The organism is Janthinobacterium leeuwenhoeki (genome assembly GCF_051380795.1).
Lineage (GTDB): Bacteria > Pseudomonadota > Gammaproteobacteria > Burkholderiales > Burkholderiaceae_D > Janthinobacterium.
Window position 1 is genome coordinate 85,256 of record NZ_JBNYXT010000015.1, and the last position, 19,366, is coordinate 104,621.

General features: G+C 60.7%; 21 protein-coding genes. 17 read left to right on the forward strand and 4 right to left on the reverse strand.

Translation table 11 applies throughout. From position 1 onward, the window contains the following. Window positions 1-9 precede the first annotated feature (9 nt). Window positions 10-2,283 (forward strand): xanthine dehydrogenase family protein molybdopterin-binding subunit, encoded by a 2,274-nt coding sequence (locus ACQ4WS_RS14010; RefSeq protein WP_436477153.1) that lies wholly within the window; start codon window positions 10-12, stop codon window positions 2,281-2,283. Window positions 2,284-2,289: 6 nt separating this feature from the next. Here ACQ4WS_RS14010 and ACQ4WS_RS14015 read toward each other — a convergent pair whose 3' ends face one another. Beyond that, window positions 2,290-2,718 (reverse strand): thioredoxin family protein, encoded by a 429-nt coding sequence (locus ACQ4WS_RS14015; protein WP_436477155.1) that lies wholly within the window; start codon window positions 2,716-2,718, stop codon window positions 2,290-2,292. Window positions 2,719-2,998: 280 nt separating this feature from the next. Here ACQ4WS_RS14015 and ACQ4WS_RS14020 point away from each other — a divergent pair, with 280 nt between their 5' ends. Next, window positions 2,999-3,916, forward strand: a complete 918-nt coding sequence (locus ACQ4WS_RS14020; protein WP_034749665.1) for a 23S rRNA (adenine(2030)-N(6))-methyltransferase RlmJ — start codon at window positions 2,999-3,001, stop codon at window positions 3,914-3,916. 76 nt (window positions 3,917-3,992) lie between these two features. On the opposite strand, the gene ACQ4WS_RS14025 is transcribed toward ACQ4WS_RS14020, so the two are convergent. Together ACQ4WS_RS14025 and ACQ4WS_RS14030 are read right to left on the reverse strand one after the other, a co-directional pair. Further along, window positions 3,993-4,742, reverse strand: a complete 750-nt coding sequence (locus ACQ4WS_RS14025; protein ID WP_436477158.1) for an SAM-dependent methyltransferase — start codon at window positions 4,740-4,742, stop codon at window positions 3,993-3,995. Window positions 4,743-4,836: 94 nt separating this feature from the next. Next, entirely contained in the window at window positions 4,837-5,445 is a 609-nt protein-coding gene (locus ACQ4WS_RS14030) for a Maf-like protein (RefSeq protein WP_436477210.1), read from the reverse strand. 223 nt (window positions 5,446-5,668) lie between these two features. Between ACQ4WS_RS14030 and ACQ4WS_RS14035 the strand changes: the two genes are divergently transcribed. From ACQ4WS_RS14035 to ACQ4WS_RS14095, 13 genes are all read left to right on the forward strand, one after another. Next, window positions 5,669-6,166 (forward strand): YceD family protein, encoded by a 498-nt coding sequence (locus ACQ4WS_RS14035; protein ID WP_101481975.1) that lies wholly within the window; start codon window positions 5,669-5,671, stop codon window positions 6,164-6,166. Window positions 6,167-6,490: 324 nt separating this feature from the next. Beyond that, entirely contained in the window at window positions 6,491-6,673 is a 183-nt protein-coding gene (gene rpmF, locus ACQ4WS_RS14040) for a 50S ribosomal protein L32 (protein ID WP_010399517.1), read from the forward strand. A 210-nt stretch (window positions 6,674-6,883) separates the two neighbouring features. Then, the gene (gene plsX / locus ACQ4WS_RS14045) at window positions 6,884-7,951 is read left to right on the forward strand and encodes a phosphate acyltransferase PlsX (protein WP_436477161.1); all 1,068 of its coding nucleotides are present in this window, start codon (window positions 6,884-6,886) and stop codon (window positions 7,949-7,951) included. 15 nt (window positions 7,952-7,966) lie between these two features. Further along, window positions 7,967-8,965: a beta-ketoacyl-ACP synthase III gene (locus ACQ4WS_RS14050; RefSeq protein WP_436477163.1), complete on the forward strand. Its 999-nt coding sequence runs from the start codon at window positions 7,967-7,969 to the stop codon at window positions 8,963-8,965. A 111-nt stretch (window positions 8,966-9,076) separates the two neighbouring features. Next, complete coding sequence (fabD, locus tag ACQ4WS_RS14055) at window positions 9,077-10,018, forward strand: ACP S-malonyltransferase (protein ID WP_436477165.1); 942 nt, start codon at window positions 9,077-9,079, stop codon at window positions 10,016-10,018. A gap of 49 nt (window positions 10,019-10,067) precedes the next feature. Next, window positions 10,068-10,811 (forward strand): 3-oxoacyl-ACP reductase FabG, encoded by a 744-nt coding sequence (gene fabG, locus ACQ4WS_RS14060; RefSeq protein ID WP_436477167.1) that lies wholly within the window; start codon window positions 10,068-10,070, stop codon window positions 10,809-10,811. 177 nt (window positions 10,812-10,988) lie between these two features. Beyond that, on the forward strand, window positions 10,989-11,228 hold the full coding sequence (gene acpP / locus ACQ4WS_RS14065; protein ID WP_008449912.1) for an acyl carrier protein: 240 nt from the start codon (window positions 10,989-10,991) through the stop codon (window positions 11,226-11,228). 29 nt (window positions 11,229-11,257) lie between these two features. Next, on the forward strand, window positions 11,258-12,508 hold the full coding sequence (gene fabF, locus ACQ4WS_RS14070; RefSeq protein ID WP_436477169.1) for a beta-ketoacyl-ACP synthase II: 1,251 nt from the start codon (window positions 11,258-11,260) through the stop codon (window positions 12,506-12,508). 133 nt (window positions 12,509-12,641) lie between these two features. Then, the gene (locus ACQ4WS_RS14075; RefSeq protein WP_436477171.1) at window positions 12,642-13,163 is read left to right on the forward strand and encodes a hypothetical protein; all 522 of its coding nucleotides are present in this window, start codon (window positions 12,642-12,644) and stop codon (window positions 13,161-13,163) included. A gap of 66 nt (window positions 13,164-13,229) precedes the next feature. Beyond that, on the forward strand, window positions 13,230-13,853 hold the full coding sequence (gene rpoE / locus ACQ4WS_RS14080) for an RNA polymerase sigma factor RpoE (protein ID WP_436477173.1): 624 nt from the start codon (window positions 13,230-13,232) through the stop codon (window positions 13,851-13,853). 72 nt (window positions 13,854-13,925) lie between these two features. Continuing rightward, window positions 13,926-14,213: an RseA family anti-sigma factor gene (locus ACQ4WS_RS14085; RefSeq protein WP_436477175.1), complete on the forward strand. Its 288-nt coding sequence runs from the start codon at window positions 13,926-13,928 to the stop codon at window positions 14,211-14,213. A 230-nt stretch (window positions 14,214-14,443) separates the two neighbouring features. Next, window positions 14,444-15,946: a DegQ family serine endoprotease gene (locus tag ACQ4WS_RS14090; RefSeq protein ID WP_436477176.1), complete on the forward strand. Its 1,503-nt coding sequence runs from the start codon at window positions 14,444-14,446 to the stop codon at window positions 15,944-15,946. A gap of 112 nt (window positions 15,947-16,058) precedes the next feature. Then, on the forward strand, window positions 16,059-16,304 hold the full coding sequence (locus tag ACQ4WS_RS14095; protein ID WP_436477178.1) for a glutaredoxin family protein: 246 nt from the start codon (window positions 16,059-16,061) through the stop codon (window positions 16,302-16,304). Between the two features lies 1 nt (window position 16,305). On the opposite strand, the gene ACQ4WS_RS14100 is transcribed toward ACQ4WS_RS14095, so the two are convergent. Beyond that, complete coding sequence (locus ACQ4WS_RS14100) at window positions 16,306-16,527, reverse strand: hypothetical protein (RefSeq protein WP_436477180.1); 222 nt, start codon at window positions 16,525-16,527, stop codon at window positions 16,306-16,308. Window positions 16,528-16,620: 93 nt separating this feature from the next. On the opposite strand from ACQ4WS_RS14100, the gene lepA reads away from it, so the two are divergent. Together lepA and lepB are read left to right on the forward strand one after the other, a co-directional pair. Further along, on the forward strand, window positions 16,621-18,411 hold the full coding sequence (gene lepA, locus ACQ4WS_RS14105; RefSeq protein WP_101481965.1) for a translation elongation factor 4: 1,791 nt from the start codon (window positions 16,621-16,623) through the stop codon (window positions 18,409-18,411). Between the two features lie 3 nt (window positions 18,412-18,414). After that, a complete protein-coding gene (gene lepB / locus ACQ4WS_RS14110; protein ID WP_436477183.1) occupies window positions 18,415-19,338 on the forward strand; it encodes a signal peptidase I in 924 nt (307 codons plus the stop codon). Window positions 19,339-19,366 lie beyond the last annotated feature (28 nt).

Below are 19,366 nucleotides of genomic sequence, written 5' to 3' on the forward strand. Positions count from 1 at the left end.
GGGTATCCCATGGCCGGAGAAAAAAATACGTCGCGCCGCCGTTTCCTGCTCGGTGGCCTGGGCCTTGGCGTGGCCGGCGTGGGCGCCCTGGTGCTGGGCTGGGGCGTGCTGCCGCCGCGCCAGCGCCTGCATGGCAGCGCGCCGCTGCCGCTGCAGGATGGCGCCGTGGCGCTGAACGGCTGGCTGGCCATAGGCACGGATGGCACGGTGACCCTGGCCATGCCGCGCAGCGAGATGGGGCAGGGCGTGCACACGGCCTTGCCGATGCTGGTGGCCGAGGAACTCGACGTGCCATTGTCCAGCGTCAAGCTGATCCAGGCGCCGATGGATAAAATCTTCGGCAATGTGGCCATGCTTCAGGATGGCCTGCCGTTCCACCCGGACGACCAGGGCCGCGTAAAAGCGCTGGCCCAGTGGACGGTGGCCAAGGCGGCGCGCGAACTGGGCGTGATCGTCACTGGCGGCTCGTCGAGCGTGAAGGATGGCTGGGGCCCCATGCGCGAGGCGGGCGCGTCGGCGCGCGCCATGCTGCTGCAAGCCGCCGCCGCGTCGTGGCAGGTGCCGGTGGCGCAATGCCGCACGCAGGATGGCGCAGTGATCCATCCGGATGGCCGGCGCGCCAGCTACGCCAGCCTGGCGCAGCGCGCCGCCGCCATCGACCCGGGCACGCCCGTGCTGAAGTCGCCCAAGGATTTCAAGCTGATCGGCCAGCCGGCGCCGCGCCGCGACACGCCGTCCAAAGTCAATGGCAGCGCGCGCTTCGGCATCGATGCGCGTCCGCCCGGCATGCTGTACGCGGCCCTGCATCTGCCGCCGCGACTGGGGGATATCTTGGCCGCGTTCGATGCTGCGTCCATCCTGGCCATGCCCGGCGTGACAACAGTGCTGGACCTGACGCCGCACCTGGCGCAGCGCAGCGTCTCGTGTGCCGCCGTGGTGGCCGATACCTGGTGGCGCGCCAAGCAGGCCGCCGCCACCTTGCCGACGCAGTGGAAGGCCGGCCCGCAGGCGAACTTGTCCAGCGCCGGCGTGTACGCGGAGTTTGCCCGCCTGCTCGATAGCGAAGCGGGCTATGCCTACCACGCCAGCGGCGAGGTGGAAAGTAAAGCCGTGCAAGGCATGCGCAGCGTCACGGCCGAGTACCGCGCGCCGTTCCTCGCGCACGCCGCCATGGAGCCCGTCAACTGCACCGCGCAGGTAAAAGATGGCAAGGTGATGCTGTGGGTCTCGACGCAGGCGCCCGGCATCGCCGTCGACGTGGCGGCGAAGGTGGCTGGCGTCGATGCGAAGGATGTGACGATCGAGGTGCTGCTGCTCGGTGGCGGTTTCGGCCGCCGCCTGGAAGTGGACATGGTGGCGCAGGCCGTCGCCATCGCGCTGCAGTGCGGCGGCGCGCCCGTGCAGCTGGTGTGGACGCGCGAGCAGGACACACAGCACGATATGTACCGTCCCGCCGCGCTGGCCCGCTTTGCGGCCCGCCTCGACGAGCACGGACGCATCGCTTCCTGGGACAACAAATCTGTCAGCGGCTCCATCACGCACCAGTTTTTGCAGCGTAATTTCGGCTTGCCCGGCGCGGGGCCGGACAAGACCACGGCCGAAGGCGAATTCGACATGCCGTATGAAATCGCCAACCAGCGCATCGCCCACGTGATCGCCGACAGCCCCGTGCCGATAGGCTACTGGCGCTCGGTGGGGCATTCGCACAACGCCTTTTTCAAGGAAAGCTTTATCGACGAACTGGCGCACGCGGCGGGGCAGGACGGCGTCGCCTTGCGCCGCGCCATGCTGCTCAGGCATCCGCGCCACCTGGCCGTGCTCGACGCGGCAGTGGCCAGGGCCGGCAGTGCGCCGCCCGGCCATGCGCATGGCGTGGCCTTGCACCAGTCGTTTGGCAGCATCGTGGCGCAAGTGGCGCAGGTGTCCGTGGAAAACGGCGAGATTCGCGTGCAGCGCGTGGTGTGCGCCATCGATTGCGGCATCGCCGTCAATCCGAACATCATCGCCCAGCAGATGGAGTCGGCCGTGCTGTTTGGCCTGTCGGCGGCGCTGGGTGGCGAGATCACCTTCAAGGAGGGCAAAGTCGAGCAGGGCAATTTCCACGACTATCCCGTGCTGCGCATGGGGCAAACGCCCGAGGTGGAAACCATCATCATCGCCAGCGCCGAGCATCCGGAAGGCGTGGGAGAGCCCGGTACGCCGCCGATTGCGCCGGCCGTGGCCAACGCGGTGTTCAGTTTGACAGGGAAACGGCTGCGCAGCCTGCCGCTGCGCCTGGCCTGATGTTTGCTATGCCAGGGTGGCGGCCAGCAGCGTGCGCAGATTGCAGTCGCGCTGCCAGTCGCGCCGTTCCTGCGTGCTGCTGGCCAGCGCCGCCAGTTCTTCCCCGCTGAGCGCCTGCTGCGCCTGCACCATGCGGTGCGCCAGGCCGCCGTCGGGCAGCACGGTGCCGAAGAAGGCCACGTTGTCCTCGCGCTGGATCAAGAGGGTGGGGAAGTTGTCGATGTCGAGGTCGCCCACCACGTCGGCCTGGTCTTCGATGTCGACCCAGACGAAGACGGTGTCCGGATGGCGCGCGGCCAGTTCCTCGAACGTGGCGCGGTAGCTGCCGCAAGTGCCGCACCACAGCGCGCACAGGCAAGCCACCGTCCAGCGCGGGCCGGCCAGGGCTGCCGCGACATCGGCGCGGTTATCGGTAGTGAGGGTCAGGCTGTGCATGGCTGTATCTATAGTAGTAGGCGGATGGGCGCGGGGCGCACGATGCGCGTATTCTACCGCGCCCGAGCGCGCCAGTCGCGGGAATGCATGGCCTTGTTTATCGGTGTTTTTTGATGCAATACACCTTTCTGGTGGATAATGCTGGTAATTGCGCGCTGATTACGCTGGTCCATGCTGTTTCCTGGCCCCGCAGCCTGACTCCCCCAGTCTGTTTTCATGCCCTGCCCGGTGTCAGCGCAGCCCCGCCTTTGTTTATTTTTATTATGGAATTAGCCAGCTTATGTTGAGTTACCGCCACGCCTTTCACGCGGGTAATCACGCCGATGTGTTGAAGCATTATGTGCAGATTCAGTTGTTGCAATATCTGAATCAAAAAGATACCGCCTATAGTTATATCGATACCCACTCCGGCGCGGGCGTGTATGCGCTCGACGGTGGTTATGCTTCGAAAAATGCCGAGTACGAAACGGGCATCGCCCCCCTGTGGGACCGCACGGACTTGCCGGCCTCGCTGGCCGAGTATATGAAGCTGATCAAGGAAATGAATCCGAGCGGCAAGATGCGCTACTACCCGGGTTCGCCGTACTGTGCCGACAAGGTCAGCCGCGAGCAAGACCGTTTGCGCCTGTTCGAGCTGCATCCTGCCGATGCCAAGATTCTGGCCGACAACTTCCGCAAGGTCGAGGCGCATGCGCTGGCCCAGGGCGAGCGTCCGACCGTGCGCGGCAAGCGCGTGCTCATCACCAAGGCGGACGGCTTCCAGAGCCTGAAAGCCCTGCTGCCGCCGCCATCGCGCCGCGCGCTGGTGCTGATCGACCCGCCGTATGAAGACAAGATGGATTACCGCAAGGTCAAGGACACCCTGGCCGACGCCCTCGTGCGCTTCCCGTCCGGCATGTATGCCGTCTGGTACCCGGTGCTGCAGCGCATGGAATCGCGCCAGTTCGCCGACAAGCTGAAGCAATTGCCCAGCTCGGACTGGCTGCACGTGACCCTGACGGTCAACACCCCGTCGCCGGACGGTTTCGGCTTGCACAGCAGCGGCATGTTCATTTTGAACCCGCCGTACACGCTGGAGCCGATGTTGCGCGAAGTCATGCCGTACCTGGTGAAGGTATTGGGCCGCGACGATGGCGCCAAGTTCGTGCTGGAAACGGGCAAGGGCGGACAGAAGAATACGGGCACAAGAAGAGTGTAATCCTGCTTGTCTTGGTAGTGCTGTAATAAAAAGCGCCACGGTTGATACGACCGTGGCGTTTTTTATGGGCGGGGGATTACTGTCCCAGCAGCAAGAACACTGTCGGTTTCTTGTGGAAGTCAGGCGCCTTGCCGGCGGCCAATTGTTTCTTCCACTGTCCGCCGTTCCACGTCTGCACGCTTTCCGTGTCCAGGCTCAGGTCGGTGGCGACGCAGATCAGGGTCGACGGCGCGCATTGCGCCACCAGCGCTTCGAGCATGGCGGCGTTGCGGTACGGCGTTTCGATGAAGAGCTGGGTCTGCTTTTCCGTGCGCGAGCGCACTTCCAGTTCCTTGATGCGCTTGGCGCGCAGGGCCGCGTCCGTGGGCAGGTAGCCGTTGAAGGCGAAGCTCTGGCCATTCAAGCCGCTGGCCATCACGGCCAGCAGGATCGACGACGGCCCCACCAGTGGGCGTACTTTGATGCCGTGCTGATGCGCCAGGCGCACCAGGTCGGCGCCCGGGTCGGCCACGGCCGGCACGCCCGCTTCCGACACGAGGCCCGCATCGCGGCCCGCCAGCAGGGGCGCCAGCAAGCCGGCCAGCGCTTGCGCCGGGGTATTCACGTTGAGTTCGGAAATCGTGATTTCCTGCAGCGGCTTGGCCAGCGGATGCTGGTTGCCAATCAATTTCAGGAAGGCGCGCGCCGTCTTGGCGTTTTCCGCGACGAAATAATCGAGCTGCGAGGTGATCTGCCGTACTTGCTCTGGGATGATGCAGGACAGTGGATCGATTGCGCCTTCGGACAGGCCGAGGTGGTTGGGAATCAGGTACAGGGTGCCGGTCATATTATTAGCTTTGTATTGGCCGGGGTCAGTCCCTCCGGGATCGCAGTGCGCTCCACTCGAACGCACTGCCCCGTCGGGTCTGACCCCAGGGTGATTAAAATGTGAAAAACGCCACGCCAGCCTTGCGCAGCATGCCGGTCAGGGCGATCAGCGGCAGGCCGGTGAGGGCGGTCGGGTCAACGCTGTCGATGCGTTCGAGCAGGGCAATGCCCAGGCCCTCGTTCTTGGCGCTGCCGGCGCAGTCGTACGGCTGCTCGATGCGCAGGTAGGCGTCCAGTTCCGCATCGGGCAAGTCGCGCACGGTGACGAGGGTCTGGATATCTTCCACTTGCGCCACGGCCGGCGTCTGGCGCCCGTCGAGCAGGCATAGTGCCGTGTGGAACACGGTCTGGCGCCCGCGCATGGTTTGCAGTTGCAGCAGGGCATTAGCGTGATTGCCCGGTTTGCCGATCTGCGCGCCATCCAGGGTGGCGACCTGGTCGGAGCCGATGACGAGGCTGCCAGGATAGCGATCGAGCACGGCCTGTGCCTTCGCTTGCGCCAGGCGCAGGGCCGTGGTGCTGGGGCTTTCGCCTGGCAGGGGGCTTTCGTCGAGATCGGGCACGGCGACCTCGAAAGGCAGGCGCAGGCGTTGCAGGAGTTCCTTGCGGTAGGTCGAACTCGATGCAAGAATCAAGCGCAATGGGGCGGAAGTTGGTATCATTCGGTAGTGGATGGCGGCCGGCATGGCCGCGCTGGTCGATGTCAGGGGAATTTCACGCAAATTCCAGGGCGCTGAGCCCATAACTGAGGCTCCATGCGGCATGGCGGTATTGATGAATATGTCATGTTTATGGCAATGATTGCGTCAAAAAAGATGCTTAGCCTTTGACTCGGTGCTAAAAACCCTGTTATTATCGCAGGTTTTCCGGGGAAATTTTCTACCAATGAATGCTTTTGTGATCGACGCCTTTGATTTTTGTCGTATCAGCGGGAGCCGCGAGGGTGTAACTCCTGTCGCTGAAATGACCCGGTTGACCAAGGATTGTGCAGATGCTTCCGGCGAAATCGCCTGGAAGATCGTCGGCGGCACCAGCAAGCTGGGCTACCCACAACTGACCTTGTCGGTCAACGGCACCGTTCAGCTGGTTTGCCAGCGCTGCCTGACTCCGTATGCTTACGCAATTGATTCGACGACCACTCTGATGCTGGGCAAGGATGACGAGCACGCGGACGAGATCGAAGAAATCATCAACGATGAAACGATCGACGTGATCGTCGGCAGCCGCAGCATGGATGCCGCGGCCCTGATCGAAGATGAAGCCTTGCTGGCCCTGCCGCAGGTACCCAAACACGACGTCTGCCCCGATACGGCGCAGCTCGATGCTCTCAAGACTGAAAAGAAGTCGCCGTTTGCGGCACTGAAAGACTTGAAGCCAGAATAAGTTAAGTAGTAGTGGTAGTTTGTAGGGGGGCCTCAAAAACCGTAGCGAGCGGTCCAATATCGTCTTGAGTAGCGCAAGCGTACGGAAGTACGCTGAGCAACGCCGAGGCGATAGTGGGACGCGCAGTAGGTTTGTGAGGTCCCGTTTAGAGAACGTGTCAAACGCGTGTAGTAATCGAGTATGGCAAGTGTAGTGAAATGTAGTGTAACAAACGATGTCGGTCCGGGCTATTTTCGGGTAGTCTTTGCCGCTGGGATACTCGATTAGCATGTATTTGCCAATCGATTGTGCTAAAATTTTAGAACTTATGTATTAGGAGTCATCATGGCAGTTCAACAGAACAAGAAAACCCCTTCCAAGCGCGGCATGCACCGTTCGCACGACTTCCTGGTCGCGCCGCAATTGAGCGTCGAGCCAGTTACCGGCGAAACACACCTGCGTCACCATATCAGCCCTAACGGCTTCTATCGTGGCCGTAAAGTGTTGAAGACCAAAAACGACGAGTAATCGACGTTTTTGTTGGGTAAGATGAAAGCGGTGTTGCGTGGTTATTCGGCGTGGCGCCGCTTCTTCTTTTTTATCGGCTGCAATTCATCTTGCGCACCCGTCATTTTGAATCAAGCTTGCTCAGGCGGTGCATGACATGCTGCGCCCTGCATATGCTCCAGTCCGATTCACATCTTGCCGCACGCCCGCAGCGGTATTGAATCAACACAAATGACAATCAAAATTTCTATCGACTGCATGGGCGGAGATCACGGTCCCTCAGTCACTATCCCCGCAGCAATTTCCTTCGTAAAACATGAGCCTGAAGCCGAACTGATCCTTGTTGGATTGGAAGACGTGATTCGTGCCGAATTGAAAAAACATAAAGCCGACACGCATCCGCGCCTGTCGGTGTTGCATGCCTCCGAACAAGTTACCATGGACGATCCCCTGGAAGTGGCCTTGCGCCGCAAGAAGGATTCCTCCATGCGCGTAGCCATCGAACAGGTCAAGAGCGGCGTGGCGCAAGCCTCCGTTTCCGCCGGTAATACGGCAGCCCTGATGGCCGTCTCGCGCTATGTATTGAAAACCATGTCCGGCGTCGACCGCCCGGCCATCTGCAGCATCTTGCCGAATCAAAAGAACGGCCCCACCTATATGCTGGATCTGGGTGCCAACGTCGATTGCGAACCGCATCACTTGCACCAGTTCGCCATCATGGGTTCCGTGCTGGTGTCCGCCATGGAAGGCATAGCACGCCCGACGATCGGCCTGCTGAATGTGGGCACGGAAGATATCAAGGGCAATGAAGTGGTGAAACTCACGTCGAAGCTGTTGCAGGCCGACCACGAGCGTGGCGCGCTGAACTTCTACGGCAACGTGGAAGGCAACGATATTTTCAAGGGCACGACCGATATCGTCGTCTGCGACGGTTTTGTCGGCAATGTCACCCTGAAAGCCATCGAAGGCCTGGCGCGCCTCATGAAGGACGTGCTCACTACCGAATTCAAGCGCAATCCGATCACCATGCTGGGCGCGCTGATTGCCCGCGGGGCCCTGAAAGCCATCGGCAACCGCCTGAATCCATCGCGTTACAACGGCGCCAGCCTGTTGGGCTTGCGTGGCCTCGTCTTCAAGAGCCATGGCAGCGCCGATGCCTATTCGTTTGAATGGGCCTTGCGCCGCGCCTTTGATGCGGCAAAAAATGACGTGCAAGCACACCTGGCCAGCCTCATCGCCGAGCTGATGCCGCGCACGCCAGTACCGGACGAACCTACTTCAACAAGCTCTACCATTTAGTGGACGGGTATTTGCATGACTGTTTTTAGCAAAACTTACAGCAAAATTATCGGTACCGGCAGCTACTTGCCGGAGAAGCGCGTCACCAACCAGGATTTGACCGAACAGCTCGCCGCCAAGGGCATCGAGACCTCGGATGAATGGATCGTCTCGCGCAGCGGCATTTCGGCGCGCCATTACGCGGCGCCATCGCAAAACTCCTCGGACCTGGGCGTGGAAGCGGCCAAAAAGGCCCTGGAAATGGCTGGCCTGAGCGGCAACGACCTGGACCTGATCATCGTCGCCAGCTCGACTCCCGATTTCTTCGGCAGCTTCCCCAGCACCGCCTGCATCGTGCAAAACAAGCTGGGCATCACGAATAACTGCGCCGCCGTCGACGTGCAAGCCGTCTGCAGCGGTTTCGTGTATGCGGTCGCCACGGCCGACAGCTTCATCCAGTCGGGCATGCATAAAAATGTGCTGGTGATCGGCGCCGAAGTGTTTTCGCGCATCCTCAATTTCGACGACCGCGGCACCTGCGTGCTGTTCGGCGACGGCGCCGGCGCCATCGTCATGACGGCCTCCAAGGAGCCGGGCATCCTGGCCACCAAGCTGCACGCGGACGGTCGCCACTCGAACATTCTCAGCGTGCCAGGCAGCCTGGCTGGCGGCGCGCTGGACGGCAGCGCCTTCCTCTACATGGATGGCCCGGCCGTGTTCAAGCTGGCCGTGTCCGTGCTGGAAAAGGTCGCGCACGAAGCATTGGCGCACGCCAACATGACTTCGGACCAGATCGACTGGCTGATCCCGCACCAGGCGAATATCCGCATCATGAACAGCACGGCCAAGAAGCTCGGCTTGCCTTTGGCAAAGATGGTTGTCACCGTCGACCAGCATGGCAACACTTCGGCCGCTTCGATCCCGCTGGCACTCGACATCGCCGTGCGCGATGGGCGCGTCAAGAAGGGCGACAACGTCATGATGGAAGGCGTGGGCGGCGGCTTTACCTGGGGCGCCGTGCTCGCAAGAATGTAAACTGGTTAGCACCGGGGTCAGACCCGCTGGGTCTGACCCCAGCCTTTGCCTTTTGGGTAAAGAAACTACTTTACGGCAACTCGAATACCAAAAATTCAAAACGGAGTCACCATGACACAATTTGCATTTGTTTTCCCAGGCCAAGGCTCGCAAGCGATTGCGATGCTCGACGGTTTCGCCGGCAACCCCGTGGTTGCGCAGACCGTGGCCGAAGCGTCGGACGCCCTGCAATTCGACCTGGGCAAGCTGATCGCCGAAGGTCCGAAAGAAGAGCTGGACCTGACCACCAACACGCAACCGGTGATGCTGACGGCGGCCGTGGCCTTCTACCGCGCCTGGCTGGCGGCCGGCGGTCCCGTGCCGACGGTGGTGGCTGGCCACAGCCTCGGTGAATACTCGGCGCTCGTCGCCGCCGGCGTCATCTCGTTCAAGGATGCCGTGCCGCTGGTGCGCTTCCGCGCGCAAGCCATGCAGGAAGCCGTGCCGGTAGGGCAGGGCACGATGGCGGTCGTGCTGGGCCTGTCGGATGACGACGTGCGCGCCGCCTGCTTGGCCGCGGCGGCGGAGAGCCCGGCCCTGGTGGTCGAGCCTGTCAATTTCAATGCGCCTGCGCAAGTCGTCATCGCCGGCCACACGGCGGCCGTCGAGCGCGCCTGCGAACTGGCCAAGGCCAAGGGCGCCAAGCGCGCCATGAAGCTGCCCGTCTCGGCGCCATTCCATTCGTCCTTGCTGAAACCGGCATCGGACCGCTTGCGCGAGTACATGGCCGGCTTGACGTTCGCTGCGCCGCAGATCGCCCTGATCAACAACGTCGACGTGGCCATCGTCAACGATGTCGCCGGCATCAAGGATGCGCTGGTGCGCCAGGCAGCGAGCCCCGTGCGCTGGGTGGAAACCATGCAAAAAGTGGCGGCCGACGGCATCACGCAAGTGATCGAGTGCGGTCCGGGCAAGGTCCTGATGGGCCTGGCCAAGCGCATCGATCCGGTGCTGGTGGGCGATGCCATCGTTGACCAGGCATCGCTGGAACGCATTTTGACGCAGCTCAAATAAACATCAGATCGCGGCAGCTTGCCTGCCGCGCTTGCTCTTAAGGATACTCATGAATTTAGCAAATCAAGTCGTGCTGGTCACGGGCGCCTCGCGCGGCATCGGCCGCGCCATCGCCACCGAACTGGGCAAACAGGGCGCCACCGTCATTGGCACCGCCACCTCGGAAAGCGGCGCGCAAGCCATCACCGATTACCTGGCCGCCGAAGGCGTGGCGGGCAAAGGCCTGGTGTTGAACGTGACCGATGCGGCGCGCTGCGCGCAAGTCGTCGATGAAGTGCAGAAAACCTACGGCAGCCTGTCGATCCTGGTCAACAATGCGGGCATCACGCAAGACCAGCTGGCCATGCGCATGAAGGACGAAGAGTGGGACAGCGTCATTTCCACCAACCTGTCGGCCGTCGGCCGCCTGTCGCGCGCAGTACTGCGCGGCATGATGAAAGCCAAAACTGGGCGTATCATTAATATCACGTCGGTGGTGGCTTCGTCGGGCAATCCGGGGCAAATGAATTACGCGGCGGCCAAGGCCGGCGTGGAAGGCATGAGCCGCGCCCTGGCGCGCGAAATCGGCAGCCGCAACATTACCGTGAATTGCATCGCCCCCGGCTTCATCGATACCGACATGACCAAGGCCTTGAGCGAAGAGCAGCACGCAGCCCTGTTGACGCAAATTCCCCTGTCCCGCCTGGGCAAACCGGAAGACGTGGCGGCGGCCGTGGCCTTTTTGGCCTCGCCGCAAGCGGCGTATATCACGGGCACGACCCTGCACGTGAACGGTGGAATGTACATGAATTGATGTGAACGCTAGACAGGGCGGGCGTTTGTGGCATGATTCAAGGGCCGTTTTGTCTATAATCGCATCTTTTAGCAGCAGCTTCGGTCGAATTAGCAGCAGACACCGAAATTAGTATTCGGACGCGCAAACCTGATAAAATGCGCGCACTTTCCGTAACACACACTTTGGAGCCATAACATGTCGGATATCGAACAACGCGTTAAGAAAATCGTCGCTGAGCAACTGGGCGTTGCAGAAGCAGACATCAAAATCGAATCCTCCTTCGTCGACGACCTGGGCGCCGATTCCCTGGACACCGTGGAACTGGTCATGGCCCTGGAAGACGAATTCGAAATGGAAATCCCTGACGAACAAGCTGAAAAAATCACCACCGTGCAACAGGCGATCGACTACGCCACCGCACACGTCAAGGCCTAAGCCTGTCTGACCGACTTCAGGAGAATCGCTTGAGCCGTTCTAAAAACCGTCGTGTTGTTGTCACCGGCCTGGGCTGTGTTTCACCTGTCGGCAATACTATTGCCGAGGCGTGGGGCGCAATCATTGAAGGTAAATCCGGCATTGCCACGATTACCAAGTTCGATGCACAGCCATTCACCACGCATTTTGCTGGTGAAGTCAAAGGTTTCAATATCGAAGAGTACATCTCCGGTAAGGAAGCCCGCCATATGGATACCTTTATCCATTACGGCATGGCTGCGGGCATCCAGGCGATGCAGGACTCCGGCCTGGAAGTAAGCGAAGAAAACGCCGAGCGCATCGGCGTGATCATCGGTTCCGGTATCGGTGGCTTGCCGCTGATCGAAGACACCAAGTCCGAGTACGAAAAGCGCGGTCCGCGCCGTATCTCGCCATTTTTCGTGCCTGCCTCGATCATTAACATGATCTCTGGCAACCTTTCGATCAAATATGGTCTGAAGGGCCCGAACCTGGCGATTGTTACAGCGTGTACCACCGGTTTGCACAGCATCGGTGCCGCAGCGCGCATGATCGAGTACGGCGATGCCGACGTCATGATTGCCGGTGGTGCTGAATCGACCGTGTCGCCGCTGGGCCTGGGCGGTTTCGCTTCGGCGCGTGCCTTGTCGACCCGCAACGACGATCCGGCAACGGCATCGCGTCCGTGGGATACCGACCGCGACGGCTTCGTGCTGGGCGAGGGCGCTGGCGTCATGGTGCTGGAAGAGTACGAGCACGCGGTGGCCCGTGGTGCCAAGATCTATGCCGAAGTGCATGGTTTCGGGATGAGCGCAGATGCTTATCACATGACCTCGCCGCTGGAAGATGGTAGCGGCGGCAGCAAATCGGTGATCGCGGCCCTCAACAACGCCGGCTTGAACGCGGATCAGATTCAATACCTGAACGCGCACGGCACGTCGACCCCGCAAGGCGACGTGGCGGAAGTGATGGGCATCAAGCGCACCTTCGGTGATCACGCCAAGAATCTGGTCGTCAACTCGACGAAGTCGATGACGGGCCATTTGCTGGGCGGTGCTGGCGGTCTGGAAGCGGTGTTTACGGTTCTGGCATTGCACCATCAGGTGTCGCCACCAACCATTAACATCTTCAACCAGGATCCGGCTTGCGATCTCGATTTCTGTGCCAACACGGCGCGTGATATGAAGATCGATTATGCAGTGAAGAATTCGTTCGGCTTCGGCGGAACGAATGGCACGCTGATTTTCGGTAAAACGAAATAAGCAGGAACTTTCAAGCACTCGCTACGGTCAAACCGTAGTGAGCGCTGATTCGGCGCCAACGTTCGTTGGCGCCTGAATTTGCCCGGCATGGTGTCGGCGCGCCTTTTTTATCCCATGAAGTATGTCAATCGCGGTGGCGGCTGTTATTCGCACGCCTGTCTGTTTGCGCCTGCTGCAAGCGGTACTGGGACTGTGCGCCTTGCTGGCCGGCTGGCCCTTGAGCGGCGCGTGGCGCGCTGCGGCCCTGTCCGGTCCCGGCCAGCTGGTGGGCGGCTATGCGCTGGGCTGGAGCGGTGCGCTGCTGAGTGCGGCAGGCGGCGTGTTTTTGCTGGCTTTGCTGCGCCGGCGCAGAAAGCCGCAGACGCTTGATATTTCGCCGGTTGGCCAGCTGCGGTTGGCGGTATATCTGGAGCATGGCGCGGCGCCGGGGATTGCTGCTGCCGGGGTGGCGCAGCCGGCCGGGCCTGGGCCTGTGGTGGTGCCGGCGCTGCGCCTGTTGCCGGGCTCGACCTTGTGGCCGTCACTGCTGGTGCTGTGCCTGGCCGATGCCGCCGGACGGCGCACGGATGTGCTGGTGCAGCGCGGCAGCTGCTGCGCCTTCCGCCCGCTGGCCGTGGCTTGCCGGGCCATTGCGGCGCGGAACAGGGAAGAATAAAAGTGGGGCGAACACTGAACTTCTTGCAGCGGGCCAACTCTATATCCATACAGGCGCCCACGCTGCATGACTACAGGGACATTGGGCGTGAGCACAGAGCGCGAGTATGATCAGTTGCTGGTCGAGCGGGTGCAGGCTGGCGACAAGCGGGCATTTGATGTGCTGGTATCGAAATATCAGCACCGCTTGATGCGCCTTGTGTCGCGCCTGGTGCATGACCCGGCGGAGGCCGAAGATGTGGTACAAGAAACCTTTATCAAGGCATACCGTGCGCTGTGGCACTTTCGCGGCGAGGCCGCCTTTTATACCTGGTTGTATCGCATCGGCATCAATACGGCCAAGAATTATCTCGTCACGCAGGGGCGGCGCGCCGCCACGTCCAGCGATGCTGACGCCGAGCAGGCGGAATCCTTCGATGATGGCAATAAATTGCGCGACAACAATACGCCCGAATCGGTGCTGGCCAGCAAGCAGATTGCGGCCACCGTTAATGCGGCCATGGATGTGCTGCCCATCGAGTTGCGCACGGCCATCGTGCTGCGCGAGATCGATGGCCTCAGTTATGAAGAGATATCGGAAATCATGGCATGCCCCATCGGCACCGTGCGCAGCCGCATTTTTCGCGCGCGCGAAGTGATTGCGGAGAAATTGAAACCGTTGTTGGACATGCCGATTGACAAGCGCTGGTAATCTGGGGAGCATGAGCTTGACATGGCTGCGTCTGGTTTCCGCAACTATCCTCTTGAAATGGCAGGACCCATCATGGATACGCACACACGATTGCACGAGACTATTTCCGCGCTGGCCGATGGCGAGCTGGCGGCGAGCGAGCTGGAACTGGCTTTTGCCGGCCTCGATACGCCATCGGGCCGGCAAGCCTGGGATGCCTATCGCCATATCGGTGATGTGCTGCGTTCGGAGCAATGCGGCCATGCACTGAGTGCCCAATTCGACGCGCGCCTGGCCAGCCGCCTGGCTGCCGAGCCGGCGCCTGAGGGGCCGGCTGTTCATGTCGAACCGCTGGAGACGGGCCCGCTGGCGCAGCGCTAGGGTGATTTTCCATCTTATGCCAGGCTTAACTCCTCTTTTGTCCTCTTGACATTGGCCTTCGGTACGATTGACACTGTGCGCAGGCAATATCTTGCTTTTGCGATATATTGTTGCTGCCATGCGCGCTATCAGGTGGGTTTGCCCCTGAGATTCCGTCATGACGGCCAATCATGCACGCAGGCAATCGCCTGATCGGTTGATCCGTTTATATACTCGAAAAGATCCTTTCCATGAAAAAAAACATGTGTGTCGCCAGCAAGTCGTTTTCAGTGAAGACGCTTTCCGCCTTATTGTTCGGTACAGCTGGCCTCTTCCTTGCTCCCACCATGCTGGGCCTGGCGCCACAGGCGCAGGCCGCCGTGCCGGCCGTGAAACTGCCTGATTTCTCGGACCTGGTCGATGCCGTCGGCCCGGCCGTGGTGAATATCCGCACCACCGAGCGCCTGAAAATGGGCGGCACCGGTGTCGGCGCCGGTGGCCAGGATGAACAGGAAATGCAGGAATTCCTGCGCCGCTTCTTTGGCGGCGCCATGCCGACGCCGCGCCAGCAGGGGCCGCGCGGCGGCCGCCGCGGCATGCCGCAGGAGCAGGAGGTGCAGCGCGGCGTCGGTTCCGGCTTCATCATTTCAAGCGATGGCTACGTGCTGAGCAATGCCCACGTGGTCGATGGCGCCGATGAAGTCTACGTGACCCTGACGGATAAGCGCGAATTCAAGGCCAAGGTGATCGGTGCCGATGCGCGCACCGACGTTGCCTTGCTGAAAATCGAGGGCGGCAACCTGCCGCGCCTGACCATCGGCGACTCGAACAAGATACGCGTGGGCGAGTGGGTGATCGCCATCGGCTCGCCGTTCAATCTGCAAAACACGGTGACGGCCGGCATCATTTCCGCCAAGTCGCGCGACACGGGCGATTACCTGCCCCTGATCCAGAGCGACGTGGCCGTCAATCCCGGCAACTCGGGCGGTCCGCTGATCAATATGCGCGGCGAGGTGATCGGCATCAATTCGCAGATCGCCACCTTGTCCGGCGCCTACAATGGCATTTCGTTTGCCGTGCCCATCGATGAAGCCATGCGCGTGGGCGAGCAGCTGAAAAAGACGGGCAAGGTCGTGCGCGGGCGGATCGGCGTGCAGATCGGCGAAGTGAGCAAGGACGTGGCGGAATCGCTGGGCTTGCCGAATGCCAAGGGGGCGCAAGTGTCGATGGTGGAGCCGGGTGGTCCTGCCGACAAGGCGGGCATCAAGCCGGGCGACATCATCCTGAAATTCAACGGCGCGGCAATCGAGCGCTCGTCCGACCTGCCGCGCCTGGTAGGCGGCGCCGCCGTCAACGGCAAATCCACGGTCACCGTCTGGCGCAAGGGTGCGCAGCAGGATATTCCCGTCACCGTTGTCGAGCTGGAAGGCGAGAAAACGGCGAAGAAGGGCGCCAGGGAGCCGGAAGCGCAAGCCGTCAATGCACTGGGACTGAAAGTGAGCGACGTGCCGGCGGCGAAGAAACAGGAATTGAAGATCGACGCGGGCGTGCTGGTCGACGATGCGGATGGCGTGGCGGCCCTGGCCGGCCTGCAGCCTGGCGACGTGATATTGCAATTGAACAACGTTGCCGTGAAAGACGCCAAGCAGTTCAATGCCCTGGTCGCCAAGCTCGATCCGAAAAAATCGTCGGCCGTGCTGGTGCGCCGTGGCGATACGGCGCAATTCGTTTCGCTGCGTCCGTCGGCGAAGTAAATTCCGGGGTCAGTCCCTGCGGGATCGGAATTCAAGCCACTGGCTTGAATTCCCCCGTCGGGACTAGGCGTCCCCGTCCGACCCCAGCCTTCCTCTGCGCCGTCACTAAAATATGCACTTTACCCTCTATTCCCGCAGTTATTGCCATTTATGTCAGGACATGCTGGACGCCTTGCTCCTGCTGCAGCCACCCGACAAGCCGTTCACCGTGGACGTGATCGACATCGATGCGTCGCCCGACGCCTCGCTGCTGGTGCGTTTCGATGAGCTGGTGCCGGTACTGTTTGGCGATCTGGCGCAGCCCGAGCTATGTCATTATTTCCTTGATGAGGGGGCTGTGCGGCGCTGCCTGGTGTAGTTTAATTGTTAATATTGACACTGCGTTGCAGCATTCTGCTGTCGAAAACAGCCGAAAATGTCGGCTTGCCCCGGTGCGTGACTCTGAAAGACGGGCTTTCTACTCTGAAATCCGGTAAAATGGGGAGGTCGAAAAAGCTACTGTCCGAGGCAGCAGCTTCTGTCGCTTCAAAAGCGCTCGCCTGGGCATGCAGATGTCCTGCTCGGAGCGCTTTTTTCATCATGAGTGGGGCGCCCCGTGTTGGCCCTGTTTGGCCCGGACATGATCCCCCTGATTCCTGTTAAAGCAGTGTTGTCACTCGCACATATATTAGTTAATGAATAACATACGCAATTTCTCCATCATCGCCCATATTGACCACGGTAAATCGACCCTGGCTGACCGCATCATTCAATTGTGCGGCGGCCTGTCCGACCGCGAGATGGAGGCGCAGGTGCTCGATTCGATGGATCTGGAGCGCGAGCGCGGCATTACCATCAAGGCGCAAACGGCGGCCCTGCACTACAAGGCGCGCGATGGCCAGATCTACAACCTGAACCTGATCGATACGCCAGGCCACGTCGACTTCAGCTATGAAGTGTCGCGCTCGCTGTCGGCGTGCGAAGGCGCGTTGCTGGTGGTTGACGCGTCGCAGGGCGTGGAAGCGCAAACGGTCGCCAACTGCTACACGGCGCTGGACCTGGGCGTGGAAGTGGTGCCGGTCCTGAACAAGATCGACTTGCCGAACGCGGATCCGCCGAACGCCATTGCCGAGATCGAAGACGTGATCGGCATCGACGCTGCCGACGCCGTGCATTGCTCGGCCAAGACGGGCTTTGGCGTGCTGGACGTGCTCGAGCAACTGATCGTCAAGGTACCGCCGCCGAAGGGCGACCCTGATGCGCCGCTGCAGGCGCTGATCGTCGACTCCTGGTATGACGCCTATGTGGGCGTGGTCATGCTGGTGCGCGTCGTCAACGGTACCCTGAAACCGAAAGACAAGATCCGCCTGATGGCCACCGATTCGGTGCAGCTGGTGGAAGACATCGGCGTATTTTCGCCCCGTTCGCAATCCTTGCCGCAACTGTCGGCAGGCCAGGTGGGCTTCATCATCGCCGGCATCAAGGAATTGAAGGCGGCCAAGGTGGGCGATACCGTCACCCTGGTCAGCCGTCCTGCCGCCGCGCCATTGCCTGGCTTCAAGGAAGTGCAGCCGCAAGTGTTCGCCGGCCTGTTCCCTGTGGAAGCGAACCAGTACGACGCGCTGCGCGACTCGCTGGAAAAACTGAAGCTGAACGACGCGGCCCTGATGTATGAGCCGGAAGTGTCGCAGGCGCTGGGCTTCGGCTTCCGCTGCGGCTTCCTGGGCTTGCTGCACATGGAAATCGTGCAGGAACGCCTCGAGCGCGAATTCGACATGGACCTGATCACCACGGCGCCGACCGTGGTGTACGAAGTAATCCAGCGCGACGGCACCATGATCAACGTCGATAACCCGTCGAAGATGCCCGATCCGTCGCGCATCGAGGAAGTGCGCGAGCCTATCGTCACGGTCAATCTGTACATGCCGCAGGAATATGTCGGTTCCGTGATCACCCTGTGTATCGGCAAGCGCGGCATCCAGATGGACATGAGCTACCACGGCCGCCAGGTCAAGCTCGTGTATGAAATGCCGATGGCCGAGATCGTGCTGGACTTCTTCGACCGCCTGAAATCGACGTCGCGCGGCTATGCCTCGATGGATTACGAGTTCAAGGAATACCGCGCGGCTGACGTGGTCAAGGTCGACATGCTGATCAACAGCGAAAAAGTCGATGCGCTGGCCATCATCGTCCACCGTTCGAACAGCCAGTACCGCGGCCGCCAGGTGGCTGCCAAGATGCGTGAACTGATCCCGCGCCAGATGTTCGACGTGGCCATCCAGGCGACCATCGGCGCGAACATCATTTCGCGCGAGAACGTGAAAGCCTTGCGCAAGAACGTGTTGGCCAAGTGCTATGGCGGCGACATCAGCCGTAAGAAAAAATTGCTGGAAAAACAAAAAGCGGGTAAGAAACGCATGAAGCAAGTGGGTTCCGTGGAGATCCCGCAAGAGGCATTCCTGGCAATTTTACAAGTGGATGGTTAATCAATGAACCTGCAAGTGATTTTAGGAAATTTCGCTTTAATCCTGTTCGTGCTGATGGTGTTGACGGGCCTGGTCTGGTGCCTGGATGTGTTTTATCTGTCCAAGCAGCGCCGTCTGGCTGCCGACCGCGCCCTGGCGGAGTTCGATGAGCGTCGAGCGAAGTCGTTGGCTGAAGGCATCAAGTCTGATGGTAGTAGCAGCAGCCGCCGCGCCACCATCGAGGCAGATCTGTTGCGCCAGCCGACCTGGGTCGAGTATTCGGGCAGTTTCTTCCCCGTCATCGCCCTGGTGTTCTGCCTGCGTTCGTTCTTGTACGAGCCATTCAAGATCCCGTCGAGCTCGATGGTGCCAACCTTGCTGGTGGGCGATCTGATCCTGGTCAACAAGTTCACCTATGGCATCCGTTTGCCGATCGTCAACAAGCGCATCATCGAAGTCAACGATCCGCAGCGTGGCGACGTGATGGTATTCAAGTATCCGAAAGATATGTCGCAAGACTATATCAAGCGGGTGATCGGTGTGCCCGGTGATAAAATCACCTATGAAAACAAGCGCTTGACGGTGAACGGCAAGGAAGTACAGTACACCCCGCTGGACGACTACCTGGACGATGAAAGCACGGTCTACCACAAGCAGCTGGAAGAAAACCTGACGGGCGTGAGCCACCGCATCCTCAACGACGAGCCCGCTCCTACGTTGAATTTGCGTGAAGTAAAGGATTTCCCGCACAAGGAGGCGTGCAACTACAACGAAGACGGTTTTACGTGTGTAGTGCCACAAGGCAATTACTTCATGATGGGCGATAACCGCGACAATAGCGCGGACAGCCGTTACTGGGGCTTCGTGCCGAACGAGAATATCGTCGGCAAGGCTTTCCTGGTGTGGATGAACTTCAGCAATCCGAAACGCGTGGGCGGCATACACTAAGCCGGCCTGGTCTCCAGAGACCAACCAT

Coding starts and splice junctions, on each gene's coding strand:
- ACQ4WS_RS14010 (WP_436477153.1), top strand. CDS start 10: ATGGCCGGAGAAAAAAATACGTCGCGCCGCCGTTTCCTGCTCGGTGGC.
- ACQ4WS_RS14015 (WP_436477155.1), bottom strand. CDS start 2,718: ATGCACAGCCTGACCCTCACTACCGATAACCGCGCCGATGTCGCGGCA.
- ACQ4WS_RS14020 (WP_034749665.1), top strand. CDS start 2,999: ATGTTGAGTTACCGCCACGCCTTTCACGCGGGTAATCACGCCGATGTG.
- ACQ4WS_RS14025 (WP_436477158.1), bottom strand. CDS start 4,742: ATGACCGGCACCCTGTACCTGATTCCCAACCACCTCGGCCTGTCCGAA.
- ACQ4WS_RS14030 (WP_436477210.1), bottom strand. CDS start 5,445: ATGATACCAACTTCCGCCCCATTGCGCTTGATTCTTGCATCGAGTTCG.
- ACQ4WS_RS14035 (WP_101481975.1), top strand. CDS start 5,669: ATGAATGCTTTTGTGATCGACGCCTTTGATTTTTGTCGTATCAGCGGG.
- rpmF (WP_010399517.1), top strand. CDS start 6,491: ATGGCAGTTCAACAGAACAAGAAAACCCCTTCCAAGCGCGGCATGCAC.
- plsX (WP_436477161.1), top strand. CDS start 6,884: ATGACAATCAAAATTTCTATCGACTGCATGGGCGGAGATCACGGTCCC.
- ACQ4WS_RS14050 (WP_436477163.1), top strand. CDS start 7,967: ATGACTGTTTTTAGCAAAACTTACAGCAAAATTATCGGTACCGGCAGC.
- fabD (WP_436477165.1), top strand. CDS start 9,077: ATGACACAATTTGCATTTGTTTTCCCAGGCCAAGGCTCGCAAGCGATT.
- fabG (WP_436477167.1), top strand. CDS start 10,068: ATGAATTTAGCAAATCAAGTCGTGCTGGTCACGGGCGCCTCGCGCGGC.
- acpP (WP_008449912.1), top strand. CDS start 10,989: ATGTCGGATATCGAACAACGCGTTAAGAAAATCGTCGCTGAGCAACTG.
- rpoE (WP_436477173.1), top strand. CDS start 13,230: ATGACTACAGGGACATTGGGCGTGAGCACAGAGCGCGAGTATGATCAG.
- ACQ4WS_RS14085 (WP_436477175.1), top strand. CDS start 13,926: ATGGATACGCACACACGATTGCACGAGACTATTTCCGCGCTGGCCGAT.
- ACQ4WS_RS14090 (WP_436477176.1), top strand. CDS start 14,444: ATGAAAAAAAACATGTGTGTCGCCAGCAAGTCGTTTTCAGTGAAGACG.
- ACQ4WS_RS14095 (WP_436477178.1), top strand. CDS start 16,059: ATGCACTTTACCCTCTATTCCCGCAGTTATTGCCATTTATGTCAGGAC.
- ACQ4WS_RS14100 (WP_436477180.1), bottom strand. CDS start 16,527: ATGATGAAAAAAGCGCTCCGAGCAGGACATCTGCATGCCCAGGCGAGC.
- lepA (WP_101481965.1), top strand. CDS start 16,621: ATGAATAACATACGCAATTTCTCCATCATCGCCCATATTGACCACGGT.
- lepB (WP_436477183.1), top strand. CDS start 18,415: ATGAACCTGCAAGTGATTTTAGGAAATTTCGCTTTAATCCTGTTCGTG.